15 protein-coding genes are annotated in these 20,036 nt (G+C 63.7%); 6 read left to right on the forward strand and 9 right to left on the reverse strand.

The annotated features are described in order from the left end of the window. Window positions 1–212 precede the first annotated feature (212 nt). Entirely contained in the window at window positions 213–3,368 is a 3,156-nt protein-coding gene (locus P8Q88_RS12915; RefSeq protein ID WP_278324240.1) for a TonB-dependent receptor domain-containing protein, read from the forward strand. An 87-nt stretch (window positions 3,369–3,455) separates the two neighbouring features. Here P8Q88_RS12915 and clpB read toward each other — a convergent pair whose 3' ends face one another. Continuing rightward, window positions 3,456–6,032, reverse strand: coding sequence for an ATP-dependent chaperone ClpB (gene clpB / locus P8Q88_RS12920; RefSeq protein ID WP_278324241.1), 2,577 nt, complete (start codon window positions 6,030–6,032; stop codon window positions 3,456–3,458). 136 nt (window positions 6,033–6,168) lie between these two features. After that, window positions 6,169–7,614, reverse strand: coding sequence for an ATP-binding protein (locus P8Q88_RS12925; protein ID WP_278324242.1), 1,446 nt, complete (start codon window positions 7,612–7,614; stop codon window positions 6,169–6,171). A gap of 129 nt (window positions 7,615–7,743) precedes the next feature. Here P8Q88_RS12925 and P8Q88_RS12930 point away from each other — a divergent pair, with 129 nt between their 5' ends. From P8Q88_RS12930 to P8Q88_RS12950, 5 genes are all read left to right on the forward strand, one after another. Continuing rightward, window positions 7,744–9,951 (forward strand): acylase, encoded by a 2,208-nt coding sequence (locus P8Q88_RS12930; RefSeq protein ID WP_278324243.1) that lies wholly within the window; start codon window positions 7,744–7,746, stop codon window positions 9,949–9,951. A gap of 11 nt (window positions 9,952–9,962) precedes the next feature. After that, on the forward strand, window positions 9,963–12,833 hold the full coding sequence (locus tag P8Q88_RS12935) for a M16 family metallopeptidase (protein ID WP_278324244.1): 2,871 nt from the start codon (window positions 9,963–9,965) through the stop codon (window positions 12,831–12,833). Window positions 12,834–12,873: 40 nt separating this feature from the next. After that, a complete protein-coding gene (locus P8Q88_RS12940; protein ID WP_278324245.1) occupies window positions 12,874–13,179 on the forward strand; it encodes a hypothetical protein in 306 nt (101 codons plus the stop codon). Between the two features lie 187 nt (window positions 13,180–13,366). Beyond that, on the forward strand, window positions 13,367–14,152 hold the full coding sequence (locus P8Q88_RS12945) for a hypothetical protein (RefSeq protein ID WP_278324246.1): 786 nt from the start codon (window positions 13,367–13,369) through the stop codon (window positions 14,150–14,152). A 14-nt stretch (window positions 14,153–14,166) separates the two neighbouring features. Next, window positions 14,167–14,859, forward strand: coding sequence for a hypothetical protein (locus P8Q88_RS12950; RefSeq protein WP_278324247.1), 693 nt, complete (start codon window positions 14,167–14,169; stop codon window positions 14,857–14,859). On the opposite strand, the gene P8Q88_RS12955 is transcribed toward P8Q88_RS12950, so the two are convergent. The 7 genes from P8Q88_RS12955 to P8Q88_RS12985 all read right to left on the reverse strand — a co-directional run bounded on the left by P8Q88_RS12955 (window position 14,823) and on the right by P8Q88_RS12985 (window position 19,962). After that, the gene (locus tag P8Q88_RS12955; protein ID WP_278324248.1) at window positions 14,823–15,101 is read right to left on the reverse strand and encodes a hypothetical protein; all 279 of its coding nucleotides are present in this window, start codon (window positions 15,099–15,101) and stop codon (window positions 14,823–14,825) included. The two genes, P8Q88_RS12950 and P8Q88_RS12955, sit on opposite strands and share 37 nt — an antisense overlap. 35 nt (window positions 15,102–15,136) lie before the next feature. After that, the gene (locus P8Q88_RS12960) at window positions 15,137–15,595 is read right to left on the reverse strand and encodes a tRNA (cytidine(34)-2'-O)-methyltransferase (RefSeq protein ID WP_278324249.1); all 459 of its coding nucleotides are present in this window, start codon (window positions 15,593–15,595) and stop codon (window positions 15,137–15,139) included. After that, the gene (locus P8Q88_RS12965) at window positions 15,592–16,023 is read right to left on the reverse strand and encodes a styrene oxide isomerase (RefSeq protein WP_278324250.1); all 432 of its coding nucleotides are present in this window, start codon (window positions 16,021–16,023) and stop codon (window positions 15,592–15,594) included. Before P8Q88_RS12965 ends, P8Q88_RS12960 begins: the two co-directional genes overlap by 4 nt. Continuing rightward, the gene (gatB, locus tag P8Q88_RS12970) at window positions 16,023–17,525 is read right to left on the reverse strand and encodes an Asp-tRNA(Asn)/Glu-tRNA(Gln) amidotransferase subunit GatB (RefSeq protein WP_278324251.1); all 1,503 of its coding nucleotides are present in this window, start codon (window positions 17,523–17,525) and stop codon (window positions 16,023–16,025) included. Before gatB ends, P8Q88_RS12965 begins: the two co-directional genes overlap by 1 nt. Next, window positions 17,516–19,009: an Asp-tRNA(Asn)/Glu-tRNA(Gln) amidotransferase subunit GatA gene (gene gatA / locus P8Q88_RS12975; protein ID WP_278324252.1), complete on the reverse strand. Its 1,494-nt coding sequence runs from the start codon at window positions 19,007–19,009 to the stop codon at window positions 17,516–17,518. The genes gatB and gatA overlap by 10 nt, the downstream gene beginning before the upstream one ends. Continuing rightward, window positions 19,009–19,311 (reverse strand): Asp-tRNA(Asn)/Glu-tRNA(Gln) amidotransferase subunit GatC, encoded by a 303-nt coding sequence (gatC, locus tag P8Q88_RS12980; RefSeq protein WP_278324253.1) that lies wholly within the window; start codon window positions 19,309–19,311, stop codon window positions 19,009–19,011. Before gatC ends, gatA begins: the two co-directional genes overlap by 1 nt. Window positions 19,312–19,401: 90 nt before the next feature. Next, complete coding sequence (locus P8Q88_RS12985; protein ID WP_278324254.1) at window positions 19,402–19,962, reverse strand: FKBP-type peptidyl-prolyl cis-trans isomerase; 561 nt, start codon at window positions 19,960–19,962, stop codon at window positions 19,402–19,404. Between the last annotated feature and the right edge of the window lie 74 nt (window positions 19,963–20,036).

The following is a 20,036-nucleotide window of genomic DNA, read 5'->3' on the forward strand; positions in this document are numbered from 1 at the left end:
ATAAAGTTTCTTGAAATCGGGCCTTTACGGAAATTATCAGAGGATCGAGATAGGGGCACGCCTCGACCTGTTGCAATTTTGTGACCCCTTCTCGCCAGATTACCGCCAGCTTGCCGGATAAACGCCGACGGCTCTTGCGCGGCTACGTGCGCATTGCTTTTATTCAGTTCCATGGGCCGATTTTTGACCGGCTCAAGTAGGGGACTGAAAAAATGAAAAAAACGACTTCCACCTGGGGTGGACGGGCCGCACTGTTTGCCAGCGTAGGCGCCACCGCTCTTCTTGCTATCCCGACGCAGGCCGTAGCCCAGATTGCCGGGCCTCCCGAGCCGGTCATCACTGACGAGGATGCCGACGGTGTCGATGAAGACCAAGCCCGCAATGCGGACGGTTCCGAGGCAACCAATGTCATAACCGTAACGGGCTCGCGCATCCGCCTGCCCGAAGTGCAGTCCCGCAACCCGATTTTCGTGGTGGACGAGAGCTACATCGAAGATCGCAACATCACCAATATCGCCGATGCGCTGAACGAATTGCCCGCCTATCGCGGCAGCGTGACACCCGCCGGTGCACAGGGTTCGTTTGGCCAGGGCGTGAACTTCGTCAACAACCTTGGCCTTGGTTCGAACCGGAACCTCACACTCGTAAACGGTCGCCGCTTCGTGTCGTCGAACGTACCGAGCCTGTTCAACAACGCCAGCCAGGGCGTCCAGGTCGACCTTAACGTCATTCCGGCAATCCTGATCGACCGCATCGACACCATCGGTGTCGGCGGCGCCCCGGTGTACGGTTCGGACGCGATCGCGGGGACGACCAACGTCATCCTGAAGACGCGCTTCGACGATATCGTCGTCAGCGGCACCAGCGGCATCACCGAGCGCGGCGACAATTTCCGCTGGAACGTGTCGGGTGCAGCCGGCTTCAACTTCCTCGACGACCGGGCGAACATCACGGTGGCCGTGTCGCATGACGAAGTCGAAGGCGTTTTGCAGAACGATCGCAGCTTCTTTCGCGATGCCATCGAAACGCAGGCTAACGTGCCTGGTCTTGGTGAACCCGCAAGCGCATTCCGCGTAAATCCGAATATCGGCCCTGACACCGGTGACGCGGACGGTATCCCGCCCTCGGTTCGTTTCCGCGGCATCACTATCCCGTTCCTCGATCGCGGCGGCGTGATCTTCGGCGGCCCGCTCAGCCTGTCGGCTTCGTTCGACGGCCGCGGCAACCTCAATCCGTTCGATTCCGGCGAAACCTTCCCGGGGCTCGGCATTCGCGGTCTGGGTGGCGACGGCTTCCGCTTCTCCGATTTCGGTCAGATCGAAAGTGATCTGCGTCGTACTGTCGTCAATGGCTTCGCCAATTTCGACGTAACCGACAATGTGACGCTGTTCGCCGAAGGCACCTACTTCAAGTCGCGGGCGGACGAACTGGTCCAGCAGCCAAGCTTCAACGCGCCGCTGTTCGGTGGTGCTAGTGGCGCTGTAATCTTCGACGTGAACAACCCGTTCCTGACCGACCAGGCGCGCCAGACCCTGATCGACAACGGCGTAACGGCGTTCCAGCTTTCGCGCGTCAATCTCGACCTCGCCGACACTTCCGGTTTTGGCGAGAACGAAATCCTGCGCGGCGTCGTCGGATTGCGAGGCGAATTCGACGCTCTCGGCCGTGTTTTCAACTTCGAGGCCAGTGCGAACCGCGGCTCTGCGGAAATCGTCACTTTCAGTCAGGACATCAATCGGCAGAATTTCATCAATGCCGTCAACGTCGCCGCGGATGCCAATGGCAATCCGATCTGCTCCACCGACCCGACGGTTCTCGGCACGCTGTTCGCCGGACCCGGCGGGACCCCCGTTGCCGACCCTAATTGCGTTCCGCTGAATCTGCTCGGCGAAGGTCGCGCATCGGACGCAGCGCGGGCCTATGTCATCCAGGACAATGTTGCGGTGGCGGAACTCGACCAGACGGTCTTCAACTTCAATATCGGCAGCACGCTGTTCGATATCTGGGGTGCCGGCCCGGCCGGGTTCAACATCGGGTACGAACACCGCAAGGAAGAGGCGGCGTTCATCCCGGGTGAATTCCAGCAACAGGGGCTCGGGCGATCCGTCGCCATCGGGCCGGTCAGTGGCGAATTCAACGTCGACGAAGTCTTCGGCGAAGTTCTCATTCCGCTGGTCTCGCCTGCGAATGATTTCTTCATTCACAGTGCGGAAGTCTCTGCCCAAGGTCGCTATGTCGATAACACCGTCAATGGCGGGTTCTTCGCATGGTCGGCGGGCGGACGCTTCGCGGTTATTCCCGACATCGAATTCCGCGGGAACTTTACGCGGTCTTTCCGTGCTCCGGCTGTGACCGAACTCTTCCAGCCGGCCAACAATGCCTTCTCGGCGGTGGTGACACCCTGCCGTCCGCAGGACATCAACAACGGGCCGAATCCCGAAGCGCGTCAGGCCAACTGTGCCGCCTTCCTGGCAGCGTTCCCGAACGCCAATCTGGACCCGGCAATCTCGGCCACCATCCCGATCACGTCGGGGGGCAATCCGAATCTCGAAAACGAACAGGCCGACAGCTACACCTTCGGCGTCATCATTCGTCCGCGGTTCCTCCCCCGCTTCGCGCTTACCGTCGACTATATCAATATCGACATCGCGCAGCCGATCGTGAACCTTGGTGTGGCCGACATTGTCAGTGCCTGCTTCGACAACGAGGTCTTCAACACCGCTGACCCGGCCAACGGCAACGAATTCTGTTCTCAGATCCAGCGCCTGCCGGCCGGGACCCTAGGCCCCGATCCGCGTGACCCCAATGCCCCGAACATCGATGTCGGCGGCTTCGTGGTCAACGATCCTGCCAATCCGGGTGTGGCCACTGGCTTCATCAACGGTCAGCAGATCAAGTTCGAAGGCATCCAGAGCACGCTCTCCTACACGCTGCCGGAAGACTTCCTCGGCATTCCGGGGACCTTCAGCCTTGGCGGCGACCTGCTTTACGTGAAGGAGCGTTTGATCAATGAAACCGGCGTCGCGGCAACGCGCAGCGATGGCGAGATCGGCGATCCCGAGTTCTCCGGCCAGTTCCGTGTTCGCTACAATGCGGATAACTGGGGTGCGTCCACCTTCATCAACTATGTGGGTGAGCAGCTGTTCGATCGCGACAACCGCGGCATCGAATTCCGCGAGATCGACGAATATGACGACTTCGTCACGGTCAATGCTTCGGTGTTCTTCGATGCGGCGGACACGTTCCGCTTTACCTTCGCGGTAACCAACCTGTTCGATAGGCAGGGCCAAGAATATTTCGACAGTCTGGTCGGCATCAACGACGCACTCGGCCGCCGGTTCTCGGTCGGCGCGCGAGCGAAGTTTTAAGTTTTTCGGCTTCGGACAAAAGGAAGGGCCCCGGGAAACCGGGGCCCTTTCTGTATAACTCGGCGATGAATTGGAGCGCCGCGGCGCTTATGTCACCGTCATCTGCAAGGCACCGTCCCCTTCCTCAACCTTCACCGTCGATCCGTCCGGCACGTCGCCGCGCAGGATCTTGTCGGCCAGTGGGTCCTGCAAATAGCGCTGTACCGCCCGCTTCAAGGGCCGCGCGCCATAGACCGGATCATACCCCACCCTGCCCAGCCACTTCTTGGCGGCATCGGTGAGATCGATGGTGATCTTGCGGTCCGTGAGCAGCTTCTGCACCCGGCCGACCTGGATTTCGACGATCGGGGCCATGTGCTCCTGCGCCAGGCGGTGGAACAGGATGATCTCGTCCAGCCGGTTCAGGAATTCGGGGCGAAAGTGCCCGCGTACCACGTCCATCACCTGCGGCTCGACATCCTCGACTTTCTGGTCGTCGGTCATCTGCGCGAGGTACTGGCTGCCCAGATTGGACGTCAGGATGATCAGCGTGTTGGTGAAATCGACCACGCGGCCTTGCCCGTCGGTCAGGCGCCCGTCGTCGAGCACCTGCAACAACACGTTGAAGACGTCGCTATGGGCTTTCTCGACCTCGTCGAACAGCACGACCTGATAGGGCCTGCGCCGCACCGCCTCGGTCAGCACGCCGCCTTCCTCGTAACCGACATAGCCCGGAGGCGCGCCGATCAGCCGGGCGACCGCGTGCTTTTCCATGAACTCGCTCATGTCGATGCGGACCATCGCCTGGTCGTCGTCGAACAGGAAGCCGGCGAGCGCCTTGGTAAGTTCGGTCTTGCCGACGCCGGTGGGCCCGAGGAACAGGAAGCTGCCGAGCGGCCGGTTCGGGTCCTGCAGGCCCGCGCGCGCACGGCGCACGGCCTTGGACACGGCATCGATCGCCTGACTTTGCCCGATCACGCGCTTCGACAGGATGTTCTCCATGTCGAGCAGCTTCTCGCGCTCGCCCGCCATCATCCGGTCGACCGGGATGCCCGTCCAGCGGCTGACGACGCCGGCGATATCGTCTTCGGTTACCTCTTCCTTGAGCAGGGCGTTGTCGGTCTGGCCACTCGCCTCGGCAAGCTGCTTCTCGAGCTGCGGGATCTTGCCGTACTGTAGCTCGCCCGCCTTCGCCAGGTCGCCGGTACGCTGCGCCTGTTCGAGTTCGAGCCGCGCGTGGTCCAGCTCTTCCTTGACCCGCGCCTCGGCGTGGATCTTATCGCGCTCGTTCTGCCAGCGCGTGGTCAACTCGCTCGATTGCTGCTCGAGTTCGGACAGCTCCTTGCGCAAGGCTTCGAGCCGATCCTTCGATGCGGAATCGGTTTCCTTCTGCAGCGCCTGCTCTTCGATCCGCAGCTGGATGATGCGGCGGTCGAGGTTCTCGATTTCCTCGGGCTTGGACTCCACCTCCATGCGGATACGCGAAGCCGCCTCGTCCATCAGGTCGATCGCCTTGTCGGGCAGGAAGCGGTTCTGGATGTAGCGGTTGCTGAGCTGCGCCGCCGCGACGATCGCACCATCGGTGATGCGCACGCCGTGGTGCAGCTCGTACTTGTCCTTGATGCCGCGCAGGATCGAAATCGTGTCCTCGACGCTCGGCTCGTCGATGTAGACCGGCTGGAAGCGCCGCTGCAGCGCGGGGTCCTTCTCGACATACTTCTGGTATTCGTCGAGCGTCGTCGCACCGATGCAGTGCAGTTCGCCGCGGCTCAGCGCCGGCTTCAGCAAATTGCCCGCATCCATGCTGCCTTCGGACGCGCCCGCGCCGATCAGCGTGTGCATCTCGTCGATGAACAGGATGATCTGGCCCTCGGCACCCTTCACTTCGTCGAGCACGGCCTTCAGCCGCTCCTCGAACTCGCCGCGATATTTCGCGCCCGCGATCAGCGCGCCCATGTCGAGCGCCATCAGCGTGCGGCCCTTGAGGCTGTCGGGCACGTCGCCATTGGCGATACGCAGCGCCAGGCCCTCGGCAATCGCAGTCTTGCCGGTGCCGGGCTCGCCGATCAGGGCGGGATTGTTTTTCGTGCGGCGCGCGAGAATCTGCACCGTACGACGGATTTCCTCGTCGCGGCCGATGACGGGGTCGAGCTTGCCGTCGCGCGCCGCCTGCGTGAGGTCGCGCGCATACTTCTTCATCGCGTCGTAGCTTTCTTCGGCGCTGGCGCTGTCCGCGCTGCGGCCGCCGGTCGCCTCCTGGATCGCCTCTTCGAGCGACTTCGCATCGACGCCGGCTGACTTGATCGCCTTGCCCGCATCATTGTCTGCCAGCGCGAGCGCCTGCAGCAGACGCTGGACCGGGACAAAGCTGTCACCGGCCTTCTCCGCCAGTTGTTCGGCCTGGTCGAGCGCGCGCACGGCGTCATTATCGAGCCCGGGCGTCTGTTGCGCTCCGCCGCCCGAGACGGCCGGGATCTTGCCCAGCGCAGTATCGACCTCGGTGATCGCGACGCCCGGATTGCCGCCCGCGCGCTGGATCAGCTGAGCAGCCATGCCCTGGTTGTCCTCGAGCAAAGCCTTGAGGATATGCAACGGCGTGATCCGCTGGTGGTTCATGCGGATCGCAACAGTCTGCGCGCTTTGCAGGAAACCTTTGGCGCGGTCGGTGAATTTTTCGAGATTCATCTGGAAACCCCTGTGCTTGAATATCCGCTAGAATATGGTGTTGCCTTTATGCAACACAAGCCCTTCCCCGCAAATTTACGAGGTGTGTTAGTCGGATATAGGGGTGAGTCCGCGCTTGGCGAGGGGCAAGGGAAAATTATTCCGCTGGCTCGCCTTCGAGCCCCGGCACCATCACCGTGCGATCTCCCCCGAAGTCCTCGCGCACGACCACAAGGCCCTGTCGCTCGAGGTGGTCGAGCAGGCGGCGAATGCGGCCGGGCGAGCTGGTGCCATAGGCGCGGGCGAGCTCGTTCTCGTCGACCTGCGTCTCGCCAGCATGGGCGGCGCGGGCGATCACCAGAAAGGGCGCGAGCAGGTCTTCCTCGACCGCATCGGCGAGCTCCATAATCCGCGCGGCAGTACCTTCCGGCAGCTCGTCCATCCCCGCACCCGCCATGGCGAACCGGCGGCGGAAGGCGCGCATGTCCGGCATGGGCCCGATGATGCGCTCGCGCCGACAGCGGGTCAGGAAGGTCTGGTATTGCGCGCTGGCGGACTGGAAGGCGATGCCCTCCTCGCTCGCCATTGCGCCGATGATCGCCTCGATCTGTTCGGCCACGGCGGATGTGTCGCGCTGCTCCGCGGGCGGCGCGACGTGCCGCTCTTCGGCCTGTGCGATGCTCTCTGCGATATCCTCGACACGTGGTGCGGGCGGCGATGGCGGCGGCGCAGCCTTGGCGACATCTCCGGCAAGGTCGCGTGTCAGCAGCGCTTCCATGTCGGCGGGCGCGGTATCGGGCAGCGCCATCAGACCTTCCGCGCGGGCCTCATGGCCGGTCTTCACCGGGCCGATCTTGCATGCCAGCGGAAGCCGCGTGATCGCCGGACCGAGCGCGAGGAAGTGCCCCCGCTCCAGCTCGCGGATCCGCTCCGCCTGCCTTCGCTCCATGCCAAGCAGGTCGGCGGCGCGGACCATATCGATATCGAGAAATGTGCGGCCCATGAGGAAGTTCGAAGCCTCGGCCGCGACATTCTTGGCGAGCTTCGCCAGCCGCTGCGTCGCGACGATGCCCGCCAGCCCCCGCTTGCGCCCACGGCACATGAGGTTGGTCATGGCCGAAAGCGTCATGCGCCGCGTATCCTCCGCCATCTCGCCCGCAGCTGAGGGGGCAAACATCTGCGCCTCGTCCACCACCACCAGCGCCGGATACCAATGCTCGCGCGGGGCGTCGAACAGGGCAGTCAGGAATTGCGCGGCGCAGCGGATTTGCTGCTCCACCTCCAGGCCGTCGAGATCGAGCACCACGCTGGCGCGATGTTCGCGGATGCGGCGGGCGAGCGCCTCGATCTCGCCCGGCGAATAGGCCGCGCCGTCGATCACGACATGGCCGAATTCCTCGGCCAGCGAAGGGAAATCGCCTTCCGGATCGATGACCACCTGCTGCACCATTCCGGCGCTTTCCTCCAGCAGGCGACGAAGGAGGTGCGACTTCCCGCTGCCCGAATTGCCCTGGACCAGCAGGCGCGTGGCGAGCAGTTCCTCGACATCGAATTCGACCGGTTTTCCGGTGGCGTCGTGGCCGATGGTGATCTGCGTAGTCACATGCTGTGGCTAGCGAGCCGAATCCCGTTAACGAAATAGCGCGCGGCGGGTTTTGCCCAGCCCAATGCGCCCTCTTTCCGCACTGCGCGATTCCCGCTACCCGTGCTGCGAGAAGAGGATTGGGCGAAAATGGGTAAATGGGTCGTGCGCGCGGGGGCCGCGCTGGTGGTGCTGTTGCTGGTTGCATTCGTTGCGCTCGCAACGTGGGAGCCATTCTTCGCCGGTCGCGACGAGGTGCACCTGTCCCAGCGCAGCTATTCCGCCGAAATCATCCGCGACGAATTCGGCGTCCCGCATATCTACGGCACGACCGATCCCGATGTCGCCTATGGCGTGGCCATCGCCCATGCGGAGGACGATTTCGCGACGCTGCAGGACGTCATCGCCATGGCCCGCGGCCGCTATGGTGCGATCGCCGGACAGGACGGCGCGGCTGTCGATTACGTTTATCACCTGCTCGATGCGCGCGGCACCGCACAACGTGAGTACCCGGGCCTTCCAGACGATACGCGCGCCCTGTTCGATGCCTATGCGACGGGCCTCAACGACTATGCGACGCGCAATCCGGACGAGCTGAAACTCGGCAATCTCTTCCCGGTCGACGGCGTGGACGTCGCCGCCGGCTTCGCGCTGCGCCAGCCGTTCTTCTTCGGCCTCAACGGCGTGATCGAGCCGCTGGTAACTGGCGAGCCCCTGCGGCGCGAATACGGCCCCGACATTCCCGGCTTCCCGCGCGAAGCCACGGTTGAGCCGGCCATCGAACCGCGTGACGAAGAGGCGCTTGCCTACTCCCCCTTTGGGCGGGATGGGGCGATGTCTGGCTCCAACGCCTTTGCCGTCGCGCCGGAAAAGAGCGGCGGGCCCACCATCCTCGTGTCCAACAGCCACCAGCCCCTGCGCGGCGGTGTCGCATGGTACGAACTCGTCGTCGAGAGCGAGGAAGGCTGGCACTATGCAGGCGCAAACTTCCCCGGTTCGCCCTTCCCCTTCCTCGGCCACAACCGCGATCTCGGCTGGACCAATACGGTCAACACGCCCGACATGGTCGACGTCTACAAGCTGGAGATGGACAAGAGCGGGACGCGCTATCGCTTCGGCGGCGAATGGCGCGAGCTGGAGACGGAAACGGTAACATTGCCGGTTCGCATCGGGCCCGTCGTGCTGCCGATCCGGCGCGAGGTGCATCGCAGCGTGCACGGGCCGGTGATCGAGAACGACAAGGGTTTCTTCGCCTTCCGCTATGGCGGAATCGGCAACCTCGGCCAGCTCGACGCCTATTATCGACTGAACAAGGCGAAATCGCTGGAGGAGTGGGAGAGCATCCTCGCGCGGATGGACATTCCGTCGACCAATTTCATCTACGGCGACAAGGCGGGCAACATTGCCTACGTCTACAACGCTGCGATTCCCGACCGGCCGGAAGGGCCGGACTGGCGTACCGTGCTCCCGGGCGACGATCCCGCGCTCGTCTGGGATGGCCCGGTCGATTATTCCGAACTGCCGCGCTACGTTAATCCCGCATCCGGCTGGCTCTACAACGCCAACAATGCGCCCTACACGGCCGCCGGCTCGGGTAGCGACCTATCTCCCGATGGCTTCGCGCCCGAACTCGGAGTCGAATTGAAGCAGACCAACCGCTCGCGACGCGCATGGTCGTTGCTCAGCGAGGCCGGCCTGTTGGACCGCGAGGCGCTGGAGGAGATCAAATACGACACTGGTTATGCGCGCGAGGGCTATATCGCCCGATTGTGGGACGACCTCGCCGCGCTTGACCTGTCGGACGATCCCGAACTTGCCGAGGCACGTGCCCTGCTGCTCGATTGGGACTTCAAGGCCGACAACGTCGGACGCGCCGATGCGCTGGCGCTGAAGATTATCCGCGAATTCATGTCCTCTTCCTACCAGAACAAGCCCTGGCCCGATGCGCGCGCTGAATTGCGCAAGGCCGTGAACCACCTGAAGACCCATTTCGGCCGGATCGACCCGCCGATGAGTGACCTGCTGCGTCTGCGGCAGGGCGAGGTCGACCTGCCGCTCGACGGAGGCTCCGATACGCTTCGCGCCTCGACCCTGTGGGATGTGCATGAGGACGGGCGCCTTGCCGTGCGCCACGGCGACAGCTTCATCCAGTGGGTGGAGTGGATGCCGGGCCAGCGGGTGGCATCACGTTCGATCCAGCCTTACGGCGCGGCCACAACGCGACCCGATTCCCCGCATTACGCCGACCAGATGACGCTGTTCGTCCAGCATCGCTTGAAGCCGGTGCATTTCTGGCGCGAGGACGTGCTTGCCAATGCCAAGCGCATCTATACCGTCTCCCACACACCCCATCGCTGACAGGAACCGACATGCGCCATTTCTTGCTTACCGGTCTCGCCACCGTCGCCCTCGCGGGCTGTGCCACCGTTCCTGGATCTAACGAACCGGTCGCGCAGGCATCGCAAAGCGACAGCTCGCTCTCCTCGCTCGTCGACAAGGTCGATATTCCCTACGAGCAATTCACGCTCGACAATGGCCTGACCGTCCTCGTCCACACCGACCGCAAGGCGCCGATCGTTGGCGTGACGACCTACTACCGGGTCGGATCGAAGCACGAGCCGCGCGGCCGCACCGGTTTTGCGCACTTGTTCGAGCACCTGATGTTCGGCGGAAGCGAGAACGTCGAGAATTTCGACATTCCGCTGGAGGCCGCAGGCTCCACCAGTACGAATGGCTCGACCAATTTCGATCGCACCAATTACGTCGAAACCGTGCCGACCGGCGCGCTCGATCTGGCGCTGATGATGGAAAGCGATCGCATGGGCTACCTTCTCGGCGCGATCAGTCAGGAAAAGCTCGATAAACAGCGCGGCGTTGTCCAGAACGAGAAGCGCCAGGGTGACAACCAGCCATACGGCCTCACATTCTACGCCATCCTCGAAGGCCTGTTTCCCGTGGGCCACCCCTATCGCCACTCGACCATCGGCTCGATGGCCGATCTCGACGCGGCGAGCCTGACCGATGTCCGCAACTGGTTCATCGATAATTACGCGCCCAACAACGTGGTGCTCTCGCTGACCGGCGATATCGACGTCGAAACCGCGCGCCCGATGGTCCAGCGCTGGTTCGGCGATATCGAGCGCGGTCCCGAAGTCACGCCGGTCCAGGCTGCGCCTGTCACGCTAGCGGCGGAGAAGACCCGCGAGCTGGTCGACCAAGTGCCGCAGACGCGCGTCTATCGCGCATGGACCGGCCCCGGTATCAACAGCGCCGACTCCGTGCCGCTGTCGATCGGGATGAACATCCTTGGCGGCCTTGCCAGCTCGCGGCTCGACAATGTGCTGGTACGCGACGAGCAGCTCGCCACCAGCGTCAGCGCCTTCAACTGGCAGTCCGAACAGGTCGCGATCCTGATGGCGCAGATGGACATCAAGCCCGGGGTCGATCGCGCCGTAGCGGAAGCGCGGCTTGACGAAGTTCTCGCCGAATATATCGCAACCGGCCCGACCGCTGCCGAAATGGACCGCGCGGCGACGAGCTGGGTATCGGGCGAGATCGACGCGCTGGAGCGTGTCGGCGGCTTCGGCGGCAAAGGCTCGACGCTCGCAGAAGGGCTGCTCTATTCCGACGACCCGGCCTATTATCGCAAGGCGCTGGAGCGGGCAGCTTCGCTCGAGAGCGCTGAAGTGCGCGAAGCGCTAGGTCGCTGGTTGCAGCGTCCCGCCTACAAGCTTGCCATCGTGCCCGGCGAACGCGTGGAAAGCGGCGCCGACATGGGCGGCTGGGGCGATGAAGGCTCGGTGCCTGCCCCCGCGCCGGATGCGAAGGAGCCGATCGAAATCGCCCGCACCGGCCCTCCGCGCGAAATGCCAGAGCCGGAGCCGGTCGGTCCGCTCACCTTTCCGACCATCGAGCGCGCAACGCTCGCCAACGGCATTCCGGTGACGCTGGCGCGTCGCACGGCCATCCCCAAGGTTGCCGTAACGATGCAGTTCGACGCCGGCTATGCCGCCGACGGCGCTGCACGCGCGGGTACCCAATCGCTGATGATGGACCTGCTCGAGGAAGGCACTACGACGCGCAGCGCAGTCGAGATCGCAGAAGAGCAGGAGCGGCTCGGCGCCTCGATTGGCACCGGCACCTCGCTCGACACCAGTTCGGTGACGATGAACGCGCTGACCTCCAACCTAGAACCATCGCTGGCGCTGATGGCCGACATCGTGCGCAATCCCGCCTTTGCGGAAGGCGAGGTCGAGCGCGTGCGCGACCAGCGTCTTGCCCAGATCGCGCAGCAGCTTTCCTCACCCGGCGGTCTCGCCAGCCGGACGCTGCGCCCGATCGTCTTCGGCGAGAACCACCCCTATGGCACCGTTGGCAGCCTCGGCACCGTGCCGGTCGTCGAGGCGATTGGCCCGGGCGCATTGCGCGCCGAACATTCTGCCTGGATCCGGCCCGAAAAGGCCGAGATCTTCGCCGTGGGAGACATCACCATGCCCGAGCTGGTCCGCCAGCTCGAGGGCGCATTCGGCGATTGGCAGGCGAGCGGCACTGCGGCACCCGACAAGGTCTTCACCGATGCGGCGCGAGTGGACGGAACCCGCCTCGTAGTGATCGACCGGCCCAACTCGCCGCAATCGGTGATCTATGCCGGTCGGGTGCTTCCGCTCGCAGGGGCAACGCCGGGACTCGAATCGGTCGAATTGGCCAATGAGGTGCTCGGCAACGGCTTCCTCAGCCGCCTCAACATGATCATTCGCGAGGAAAAAGGCTGGAGCTATGGCGCGCGCAGCGGCGTGGACGCGCCGGCCGGGCCGCGCCTGTTCACGATCAGCACCTCGGTCCAGTCGGACCGCACGGGCGACAGCGTGCAGCTGATCCTCGACACCGCGCGCGAGTTCGCAACGGGCGCGCGGGGCGTGGACGATACCGAATACAATCGCGTGACCGACGGCAATATCCGTGGCCTGCCCAATCGCTTCGAGACCAATTTCCAGGTGCTCGGCGCGATCATCGAAAACGACCAGCTCGGCCGGCCCGACGATTACTACAGCCAGCTGCCCGCCACTTATCGAGCTATCGACAAGGCGGCGATCGATGCGGCTGCCCGCCAGTACCTCGGTCCCGACAATCTCACCATCGTGGTGGTCGGCGACCGCGGTGAAATCGATGCGCAGCTGGCCGGGCTCGGCCTGCCGACCACCTATCTCGATGTTGACACGGATGTCAGCAGCGCGGATTAAGCCCCCACTTCAAACCCTCAGATCCAAGAGAGGAATATCTATGTCAGTAGCCGGTACCTATGACACCGTCGTCAAGAGCCCGATGGGCGACCAGAAGGGCACCTTCACCGTCGTTCCGGGTGACGATGGCAACACCTTCACCGGCTCGATGGCCGGCGGCATGGGCTCGATGGACGTCAAGGATGGCACCATCAATGGCAACGCGCTGAGCTGGAAGATGGACATGACCGTCCCCATGCCGATGACGCTGAACTGCAACGCCACGGTCGATGGCGATCAGCTGACCGGCACGGTAAACGCCGGTGCCTTCGGCGACATGCCGCTGACCGGCGAACGCCAGGGCTGACTCAGCTCCACAGGATATCGAAGGGCGTCGGGAGCAAGTCCCGGCGCCCTTTTTCGTGGATTCCAGATGCTCGGTTAAGAGGCTTGCGCGCGTGCAGGTTCTTTGGTTGCATGGCCACTCGATACGAAAACAGGGTCGCAGCGAATCGTTTCAATGCCAAGCCATGCTTGGCCGAAAGGAGAGAGCCATGCCCGCGACCTTGTCCAGAATCATGTGCGCGACCGCCGCCACGGCGCTGGTAGCCACCCCCGTCCTTGCCGAGAAAGCCAGTCAGCTGGTCGATATCAACGGCACCATGGGCCGCGATGCCGAATACCAGTTGCAGCAGCGCGGCTTCTCCCACGTCTCCACCCACAAGAACGAGATGGGCTATGCCTCCAGCTATTGGTGGGACGAGGCGGACGATGATTGTGTGCAGGTCGAAGTCTACAACGGCCGGGTCGAGACCATCCAGGACGCCAGCGACCAGGATTGCGGCCATCACACCGGTAGTGCCGGAACGGCGGTTGCGGCGGTGGCCGGTGCCGCGATCCTCGGTGCGCTGCTGAGTCACAAATCGCACCATCACGAGGATGGGAATCACCATTCCGACCGCGATAGCGAAATGCAGTATGAGCGCGGCTATACCGACGGGCTGCACAATGCAGCCTATCACAATTACGACCGCTCCGACGCCTATTCGAACGGCTATTCCGCAGGCGTGCAGCAACGCAACGCCAATCTGTCGCACCATCATGGCCAGGGCGGTTATCGTCAGGCGGCGCAGTTCAAGGATTTGCGCGATGCCCGCGCGGCAGGCGGGATGAGCGAACTCGAACGGCGCGGCTTCCGCCAGGTGGACAATTTCACCAGCGGCAACACGCGCTATTCGATCCAGTGGCGGCCTCAGTCGCGTCAATGCGTGCAGGTGACCATCGCGGACGGTCGGTTCTACGACATCCGCGATATTGGCCAGCATACCAATTGCCGTTGAGGGAAGGAGAACCAATGAACTTCAAACCGGTACTGGCGGGGGCCTCGGCCCTTGCCCTCATCGCCTGCGGGGAGACCGCTGATACGTCCGAGCCGGAAGCCCCGGCAGAAGACGTCGCTGTCATTCCCGAAACCCTCGCCCCGTTCGGTGACGGATATCCAGCCTCCGGCGATCCATGCCGGCGGCTCGGGGAAAGCGCTGCGACCTCCAACTATCTCGACGACAGCGCGATCCTTGTCGGCTGCCCCACCGAGGCATCCGCAGAGGCGCTGGGCGGCGAAATCGTCGACAATGTCGACGGCGTGCGACTGGTCAGCGTCTCGATGGGCGATGCCAATGTCGGAATGAGCGAGAATGGTCCCGCGGCCAGCGAGAGCGAGGACGCTTTGGTGGCTGGGACCGAATACAACGCGACAACGATCCTCGATTGCGGTTTCGACGGTCAGCCGCCGACGCAATCCTGCAACGCCGGCATCAAGCGCAACTGGGGCGAAACGCCAGGCGAGCATTTGGTCGAGGTGACAAAGCCGGACGGTCGCACCCGCGCGATCTTCTTCCGCGGCACCGAGCCCTATGGCGCCGACAGCGCTCAGGCCGATGGGTCTGCCGGATGGGATTTCGAGACAAGCCGAGATGGGGATCGGGTGACGGTAAAATACGGCCCGGAAACTTATGTCCTCGTCGACGCAATGATTACCGGCGGCTGAGCGCGCTCAGCGTTTCCACACCCAGTACAGGATGCCGGATTGATCGCCGGCGCAAGGATGGCGAGCGCGGGGCCTGTCAGTCCCGCCGCGTCCCCCAGCCAAATCCACGGCAAACCGAGCGGGATCAGGAAGACACCCGAGAGCGGATCGCGGACCTGTCCGAACCAGCCGAAAGTGCCCACCGCCAGCAGAAAAAGCGCCACTGCGTAAAGCAGGAGGAAGAGGTAGAATACCCATCTCATGCCGCTCAGACTATCAGATACCCCCGCTTTCGCAATCATGCCAGATGGGCGCGCATCGCCTGATAGGCCGCAGCCGCCACCGTATTGGCGAGGTTGAGCGAGCGCACCTTGTCAGACCGCATCGGCAGGCCGACCAGTTGCTCACGGTGTGCCTCGACGATTTCGGGCGGTATGCCCTTGGTCTCGCGCCCGAAGACAAGATAGGCGTCTTCGGGATAATCGGGCTCGTAGAAATTGCGAGTGGCATACTCCTCGAACAGGAAAAGCTGGTCCGCGCGTGGGGCACGCGTGGCGAGGAACGCCTCCCAGCTGGCAAACTCGACCAGCCGGATATGCGGCCAGTAATCGAGGCCCGAGCGCTTCACTCGCTTGTCCGAGATCTCGAAGCCGAGCGGGTGGACCAGCACCAGCTCCATGTCGAGCGCCACGCAGGTGCGCCCCACCGCGCCGGTATTGCCGGGTATCTCGGGCTGGACGAGGACGATGGAAGTCATCGCGCCCGGATAAGGCCCCAGAGAAAGAGCGCCCAACCGACTGTCAGGAGGCCGCTCGATCCCATGACAGCGAGCGTTACGACACTTTCGGCCAGAGCCGAACCTTCATATCCCTCGCCGGCCATCGGCAGCGCCTGACTGGCCCCGCTCACTGCGGCAAGCGTAATCCCGACCCACAGGCCGACCATGCCGATCGCAAGCGTCCTCCGCGCAATCTGTTCAGCATGTTGGCCGAGTTTGACCGTGCTCCAGAGCGCGCCCGCAATCATCACCGCCATTCCGCTTTGTACGGCATCGAGGTGCGCGGACAGCGCCATCCGCGGATTGGCGTGAAAGTCCACTACAGCGCCCTGCAGGATGCCCGCCATGAACAGTGCCGCCCCCGTGATGACCAGCGAACGACCGGCCGGGGTCAGCGTAAGGTGCATCAACCCAGCTTGTCCTTCAGGATCTGGTTGACCACCGCCGGATTGGCCTTGCCCTGCATCGCCTTCATCGTTTGGCCGACGAAGAAGCCGAACAGCTTGTCCTTGCCGCCCCGGTACTCTTCGACCTTGTCGGCATTGTTTGCGATGATGTCATCGATCGCGGCTTCGATCGCGCCGGTGTCGCTGACCTGCTTGAGGCCCTCGGTGTCGGCCACTTCCTCGGGGTCGCGACCGGTCTTGAGGACGATCTCGTAGATTTCCTTGGCCTGCCCGCCCGAAATCTCGCCCTTGTCCTGCATGGCGAGGATACTGGCTTGCGCTTCGGCGGTGGCGTTGGCCGGATCGGCCTCGTCGCCGAGCGACTTCATCACGCCGGGCGCGACCGAGAGCGCCCAGTTGGCGACCTGCGTCGCGACCTTGGCTTCAGGCTTGCCGATCTTCGCGGCAGTCGCGGCGAGCAGCGTTTCGAACCGACCGAAGGTCTCGACCTCGGCCGTCAGCTCGCGCGCATTGTAGGGCGTGAGGCCGAGTTCGGTCTCGTAGCGTGCGCGCTTGGCGTCGGGCAGTTCGGGCAACGAGGCGCGGCATTCCTCGAGAAATTCGTCCTCCAGCTCCAGCGGCAGCAGGTCCGGATCGGGGAAGTAGCGATAATCATGCGCGTCTTCCTTGCTGCGCATGGTCCGAGTGGTGCCGGTATTGGGATCGAACAGGCGCGTTTCCTGATCAATCGTGCCGCCGTTCTCCAGCACATCGACCTGGCGGTTCGCCTCATATTCGATAACCTGCATGACGAAGCGCACGGAGTTCACATTCTTCGTCTCGGTCCTCGTTCCGAATTCCTCGCCCGGCTTGCGTACGCTGACATTGACGTCGGCGCGCATCGAGCCTTCTTCCATGTTCCCGTCGCACGAGCCGACGTAACGCAGGATCGAGCGCAGCTTGCGAACATAGGCCCCGGCTTCCGCAGGCGAGCGCATGTCGGGCTTGGAGACGATCTCCATCAGCGCCACGCCGCTGCGGTTCAAGTCGACATAGGACATGGTCGGATGCTGGTCGTGCATCAGCTTGCCCGCGTCCTGCTCGACATGGATACGCTCGATACCGATGACCTTGTCTTCGGCGATACCGGCCTTCTCGTCCGCCTCGATCAGCAGCTGCCCCTCGCCCACGATCGGGTGATAGAGCTGGCTGATCTGGTAGCCCTGCGGCAGATCGGCGTAGAAGTAGTTCTTGCGATCGAACCGGCTGTATTTGTTGATCTGCGCCTCGATCGCCATGCCGGTGCGTACCGCCTGGCGGATGCACTCCGCATTGGGCACGGGCAGCATGCCGGGCATCGCCGCATCGACGAGGCTGACCTGCGTATTCGGCTCCGCCCCGAAGGCGGTCGAGGCGCCGGAGAACAGCTTGGCCTTGGAAGTGACCTGCGCATGGACCTCAAGGCCGATCACGACCTCCCACTCTCCCGTTGCGCCCTGGATACGGTAAGTGCTCACCACCATTTCTCCGGTTTCGCGGTGAAGTTCGCGCGCTGCTGGATCGCCAGCCCTGCGTTCAGCACGCCCTGTTCGTCGAAGGGCTTGCCGACGATCTGCAGGCCGAGCGGCAGGCCGTCTGCATTGACCGTCGCGGGCACGCTCATCGCCGGCAGGCCGGCGAGGCTTGCGGGCACGGCGAAGACGTCGTTCAGATACATCGTCAGCGGATCGTCGTTGAGCGAACCCAGCGGAAAGCTCGCCGTCGGCGTGGTCGGCGCGAGGATCGCGTCGCACTGGCCGAAGGCTTCCGCGAAGTCGCGGCTCACCAGCGTGCGGACCTTCTGCGCCTGGTTGTAATAGGCGTCGTAGAAGCCGGCCGAGAGCACATAGGTGCCGATCAGGATACGGCGTTTGACTTCGTCGCCAAAGCCTTCGGCGCGGGTGGCGGCGTACATGTCCTGCAGGCCCGCCCCGTCGGGCAGGTCACGCAGGCCGTAACGCACGCCGTCATAGCGCGCGAGATTGCTCGAGGCTTCGGCGGGGGCGACGATGTAATAGGCGGGCAGCGCGTATTTCGTGTGCGGCAGCGAGACGTCGACGATCTCCGCGCCCGCGTCGCGCAGCCATTCCTTGCCCTGCTCCCACGACTTGAGGATTTCCTCGTCGGTTCCTTCCATGCGGTATTCGCGCGGAATACCGATGCGCTTGTCCTTGAGATCGGCCGAGAGGCCCGCTTCCCATGCGGGCACGTCCATCTTCAGGCTGGTCGCGTCCTTCGGATCGAAGCCGGCCATCGCCTCCAGCATGATCGCGCAATCTTCGACCGTGCGGGCCATCGGGCCGGCCTGGTCGAGGCTGCTGGCAAAGGCGACGACGCCCCAGCGGCTGCAGCGGCCATAGGTCGGCTTGATGCCCGTGATGCCGGCAAAGGCGGCGGGCTGGCGGATCGAGCCGCCGGTATCGGTGCCGGTGGCGGCCGGCGCAATGCGCGCGGCGACTGCGGCGGAGGAGCCGCCCGAAGAGCCACCCGGGCTCATCGCGGCATTGCTGCCTTCCTTGCGCCAGGGCGAATTGACGTTGCCGAAATAGCTGGTCTCGTTGGAGGAGCCCATCGCGAACTGGTCGAGATTGAGCTTGCCCAGCATGCCCGCACCCGCATCCCACAGGTTCTGCGACACGGTGCTTTCGTACTGCGGCGTAAAGCCTTCGAGGATGTGGCTTGCGGCCGTGGTCTGCACGCCCCTGGTGGCGAACAAGTCCTTCATGCCGATGGGCACGCCGCCCATCTTGCCGAGGTCTTCGCCCTTGGCGCGCTTGGCATCGACCGCATCCGCGGCGGCGAGCGCATGGTCGGGCGTGGTGATGATGAAAGCATTGAGCGCAGCAGCTTCCGCAACGGCAGCGTTGAACGCCTCGGCCACTTCGCGCGCCGTGAAATCGCCGCCGGCGACGCCGTCGCGGATGTCCTTGACGCCAAGATTTGTAAGCTTGTTAGCGGTCTTTGGCATTATTCGATCACCTTCGGCACGCCGAAGAAGCCATGTTCGGCCGCGGGAGCATTGGCGAGCACATCCTCGCGACGACCGCCGGCGGTCTCGGGAATGGCATCGACAACGTCATCGCGCAGGCGAAGGTGGTTCTCGATCACCGCGGTCATGGGCTCGACACCGGAGCAATCGACTTCTCCCAGCTGCTCGACCCAGTCGAGAATGCCGTTGAGCTCGGGCACCATGCGCTCGAGCTCTTCGTCACCCATCTTGATTCGCGCCAGCGAGGCGATCTTCGCCACTGTGGCCTTATCGACGGACATGTCGGCCGTCCTTTCAAATCCTAGCGTTGGACAGTTCGCGAAGCGGGCTAGCAGCGCCGCCACGCGCCTTCAAGAATGCCGTAGCCCGCCCTATTCGACAGGGGGCGTGCCGTCCGGTTGCTGTTGCTGTTGCTGCTGCATCATCTGCTGCATCGCGGCTGCCCTGGCCTGAAAGTCCGCCTCGCTCATGAAATCGACCACTTCAACCTCGAAAGTAAGATCCGCATTCGGGGGGATCGGCGAGCCCGGCGGCGGCGTGGCGCCATAGGCCTGCTCGGCAGGAATGGTCAGGACATACTGCCCGCCCTTCTTCATCTGCGTGAGGCCGGTGATGAAGCCATCGATGATCGCCCCCTCCTGGAGCAGCAGCGGATTGCCGTCGGGGAACAGTCCCGGCGGGATCGGCAGCGGCTGCGACCGGTCGAACTCGGTGCCGTCGGCGAGTTTGCCGACATAGTTCACGAAGACGACATCGCCCATCTGCGGCGATGCGCCGGTGCCTTCGCTGATCGTCTCGACGCCCAGCCCCTTGGGCGTTGCCGCCCAGGCAAGCCCTGCCCCCAGCAGGATCGCAACGATCACGCCGATCCAGAGCTTGGTGAGCGAGCCCTTGGCGATGGGCTGGAGGGGAACGCGGGTAACTTCGGTCATGAAAATAGGTCCTGATACGCAAAGGGCGCGGATTTCTCCGCGCCCTCATGGCTTAGCTTGGAATTGGTGGCAAC

The organism is Qipengyuania marincola (genome assembly GCF_029688625.1).
In the GTDB taxonomy this organism is placed as follows: Bacteria; Pseudomonadota; Alphaproteobacteria; order Sphingomonadales; family Sphingomonadaceae; genus Qipengyuania.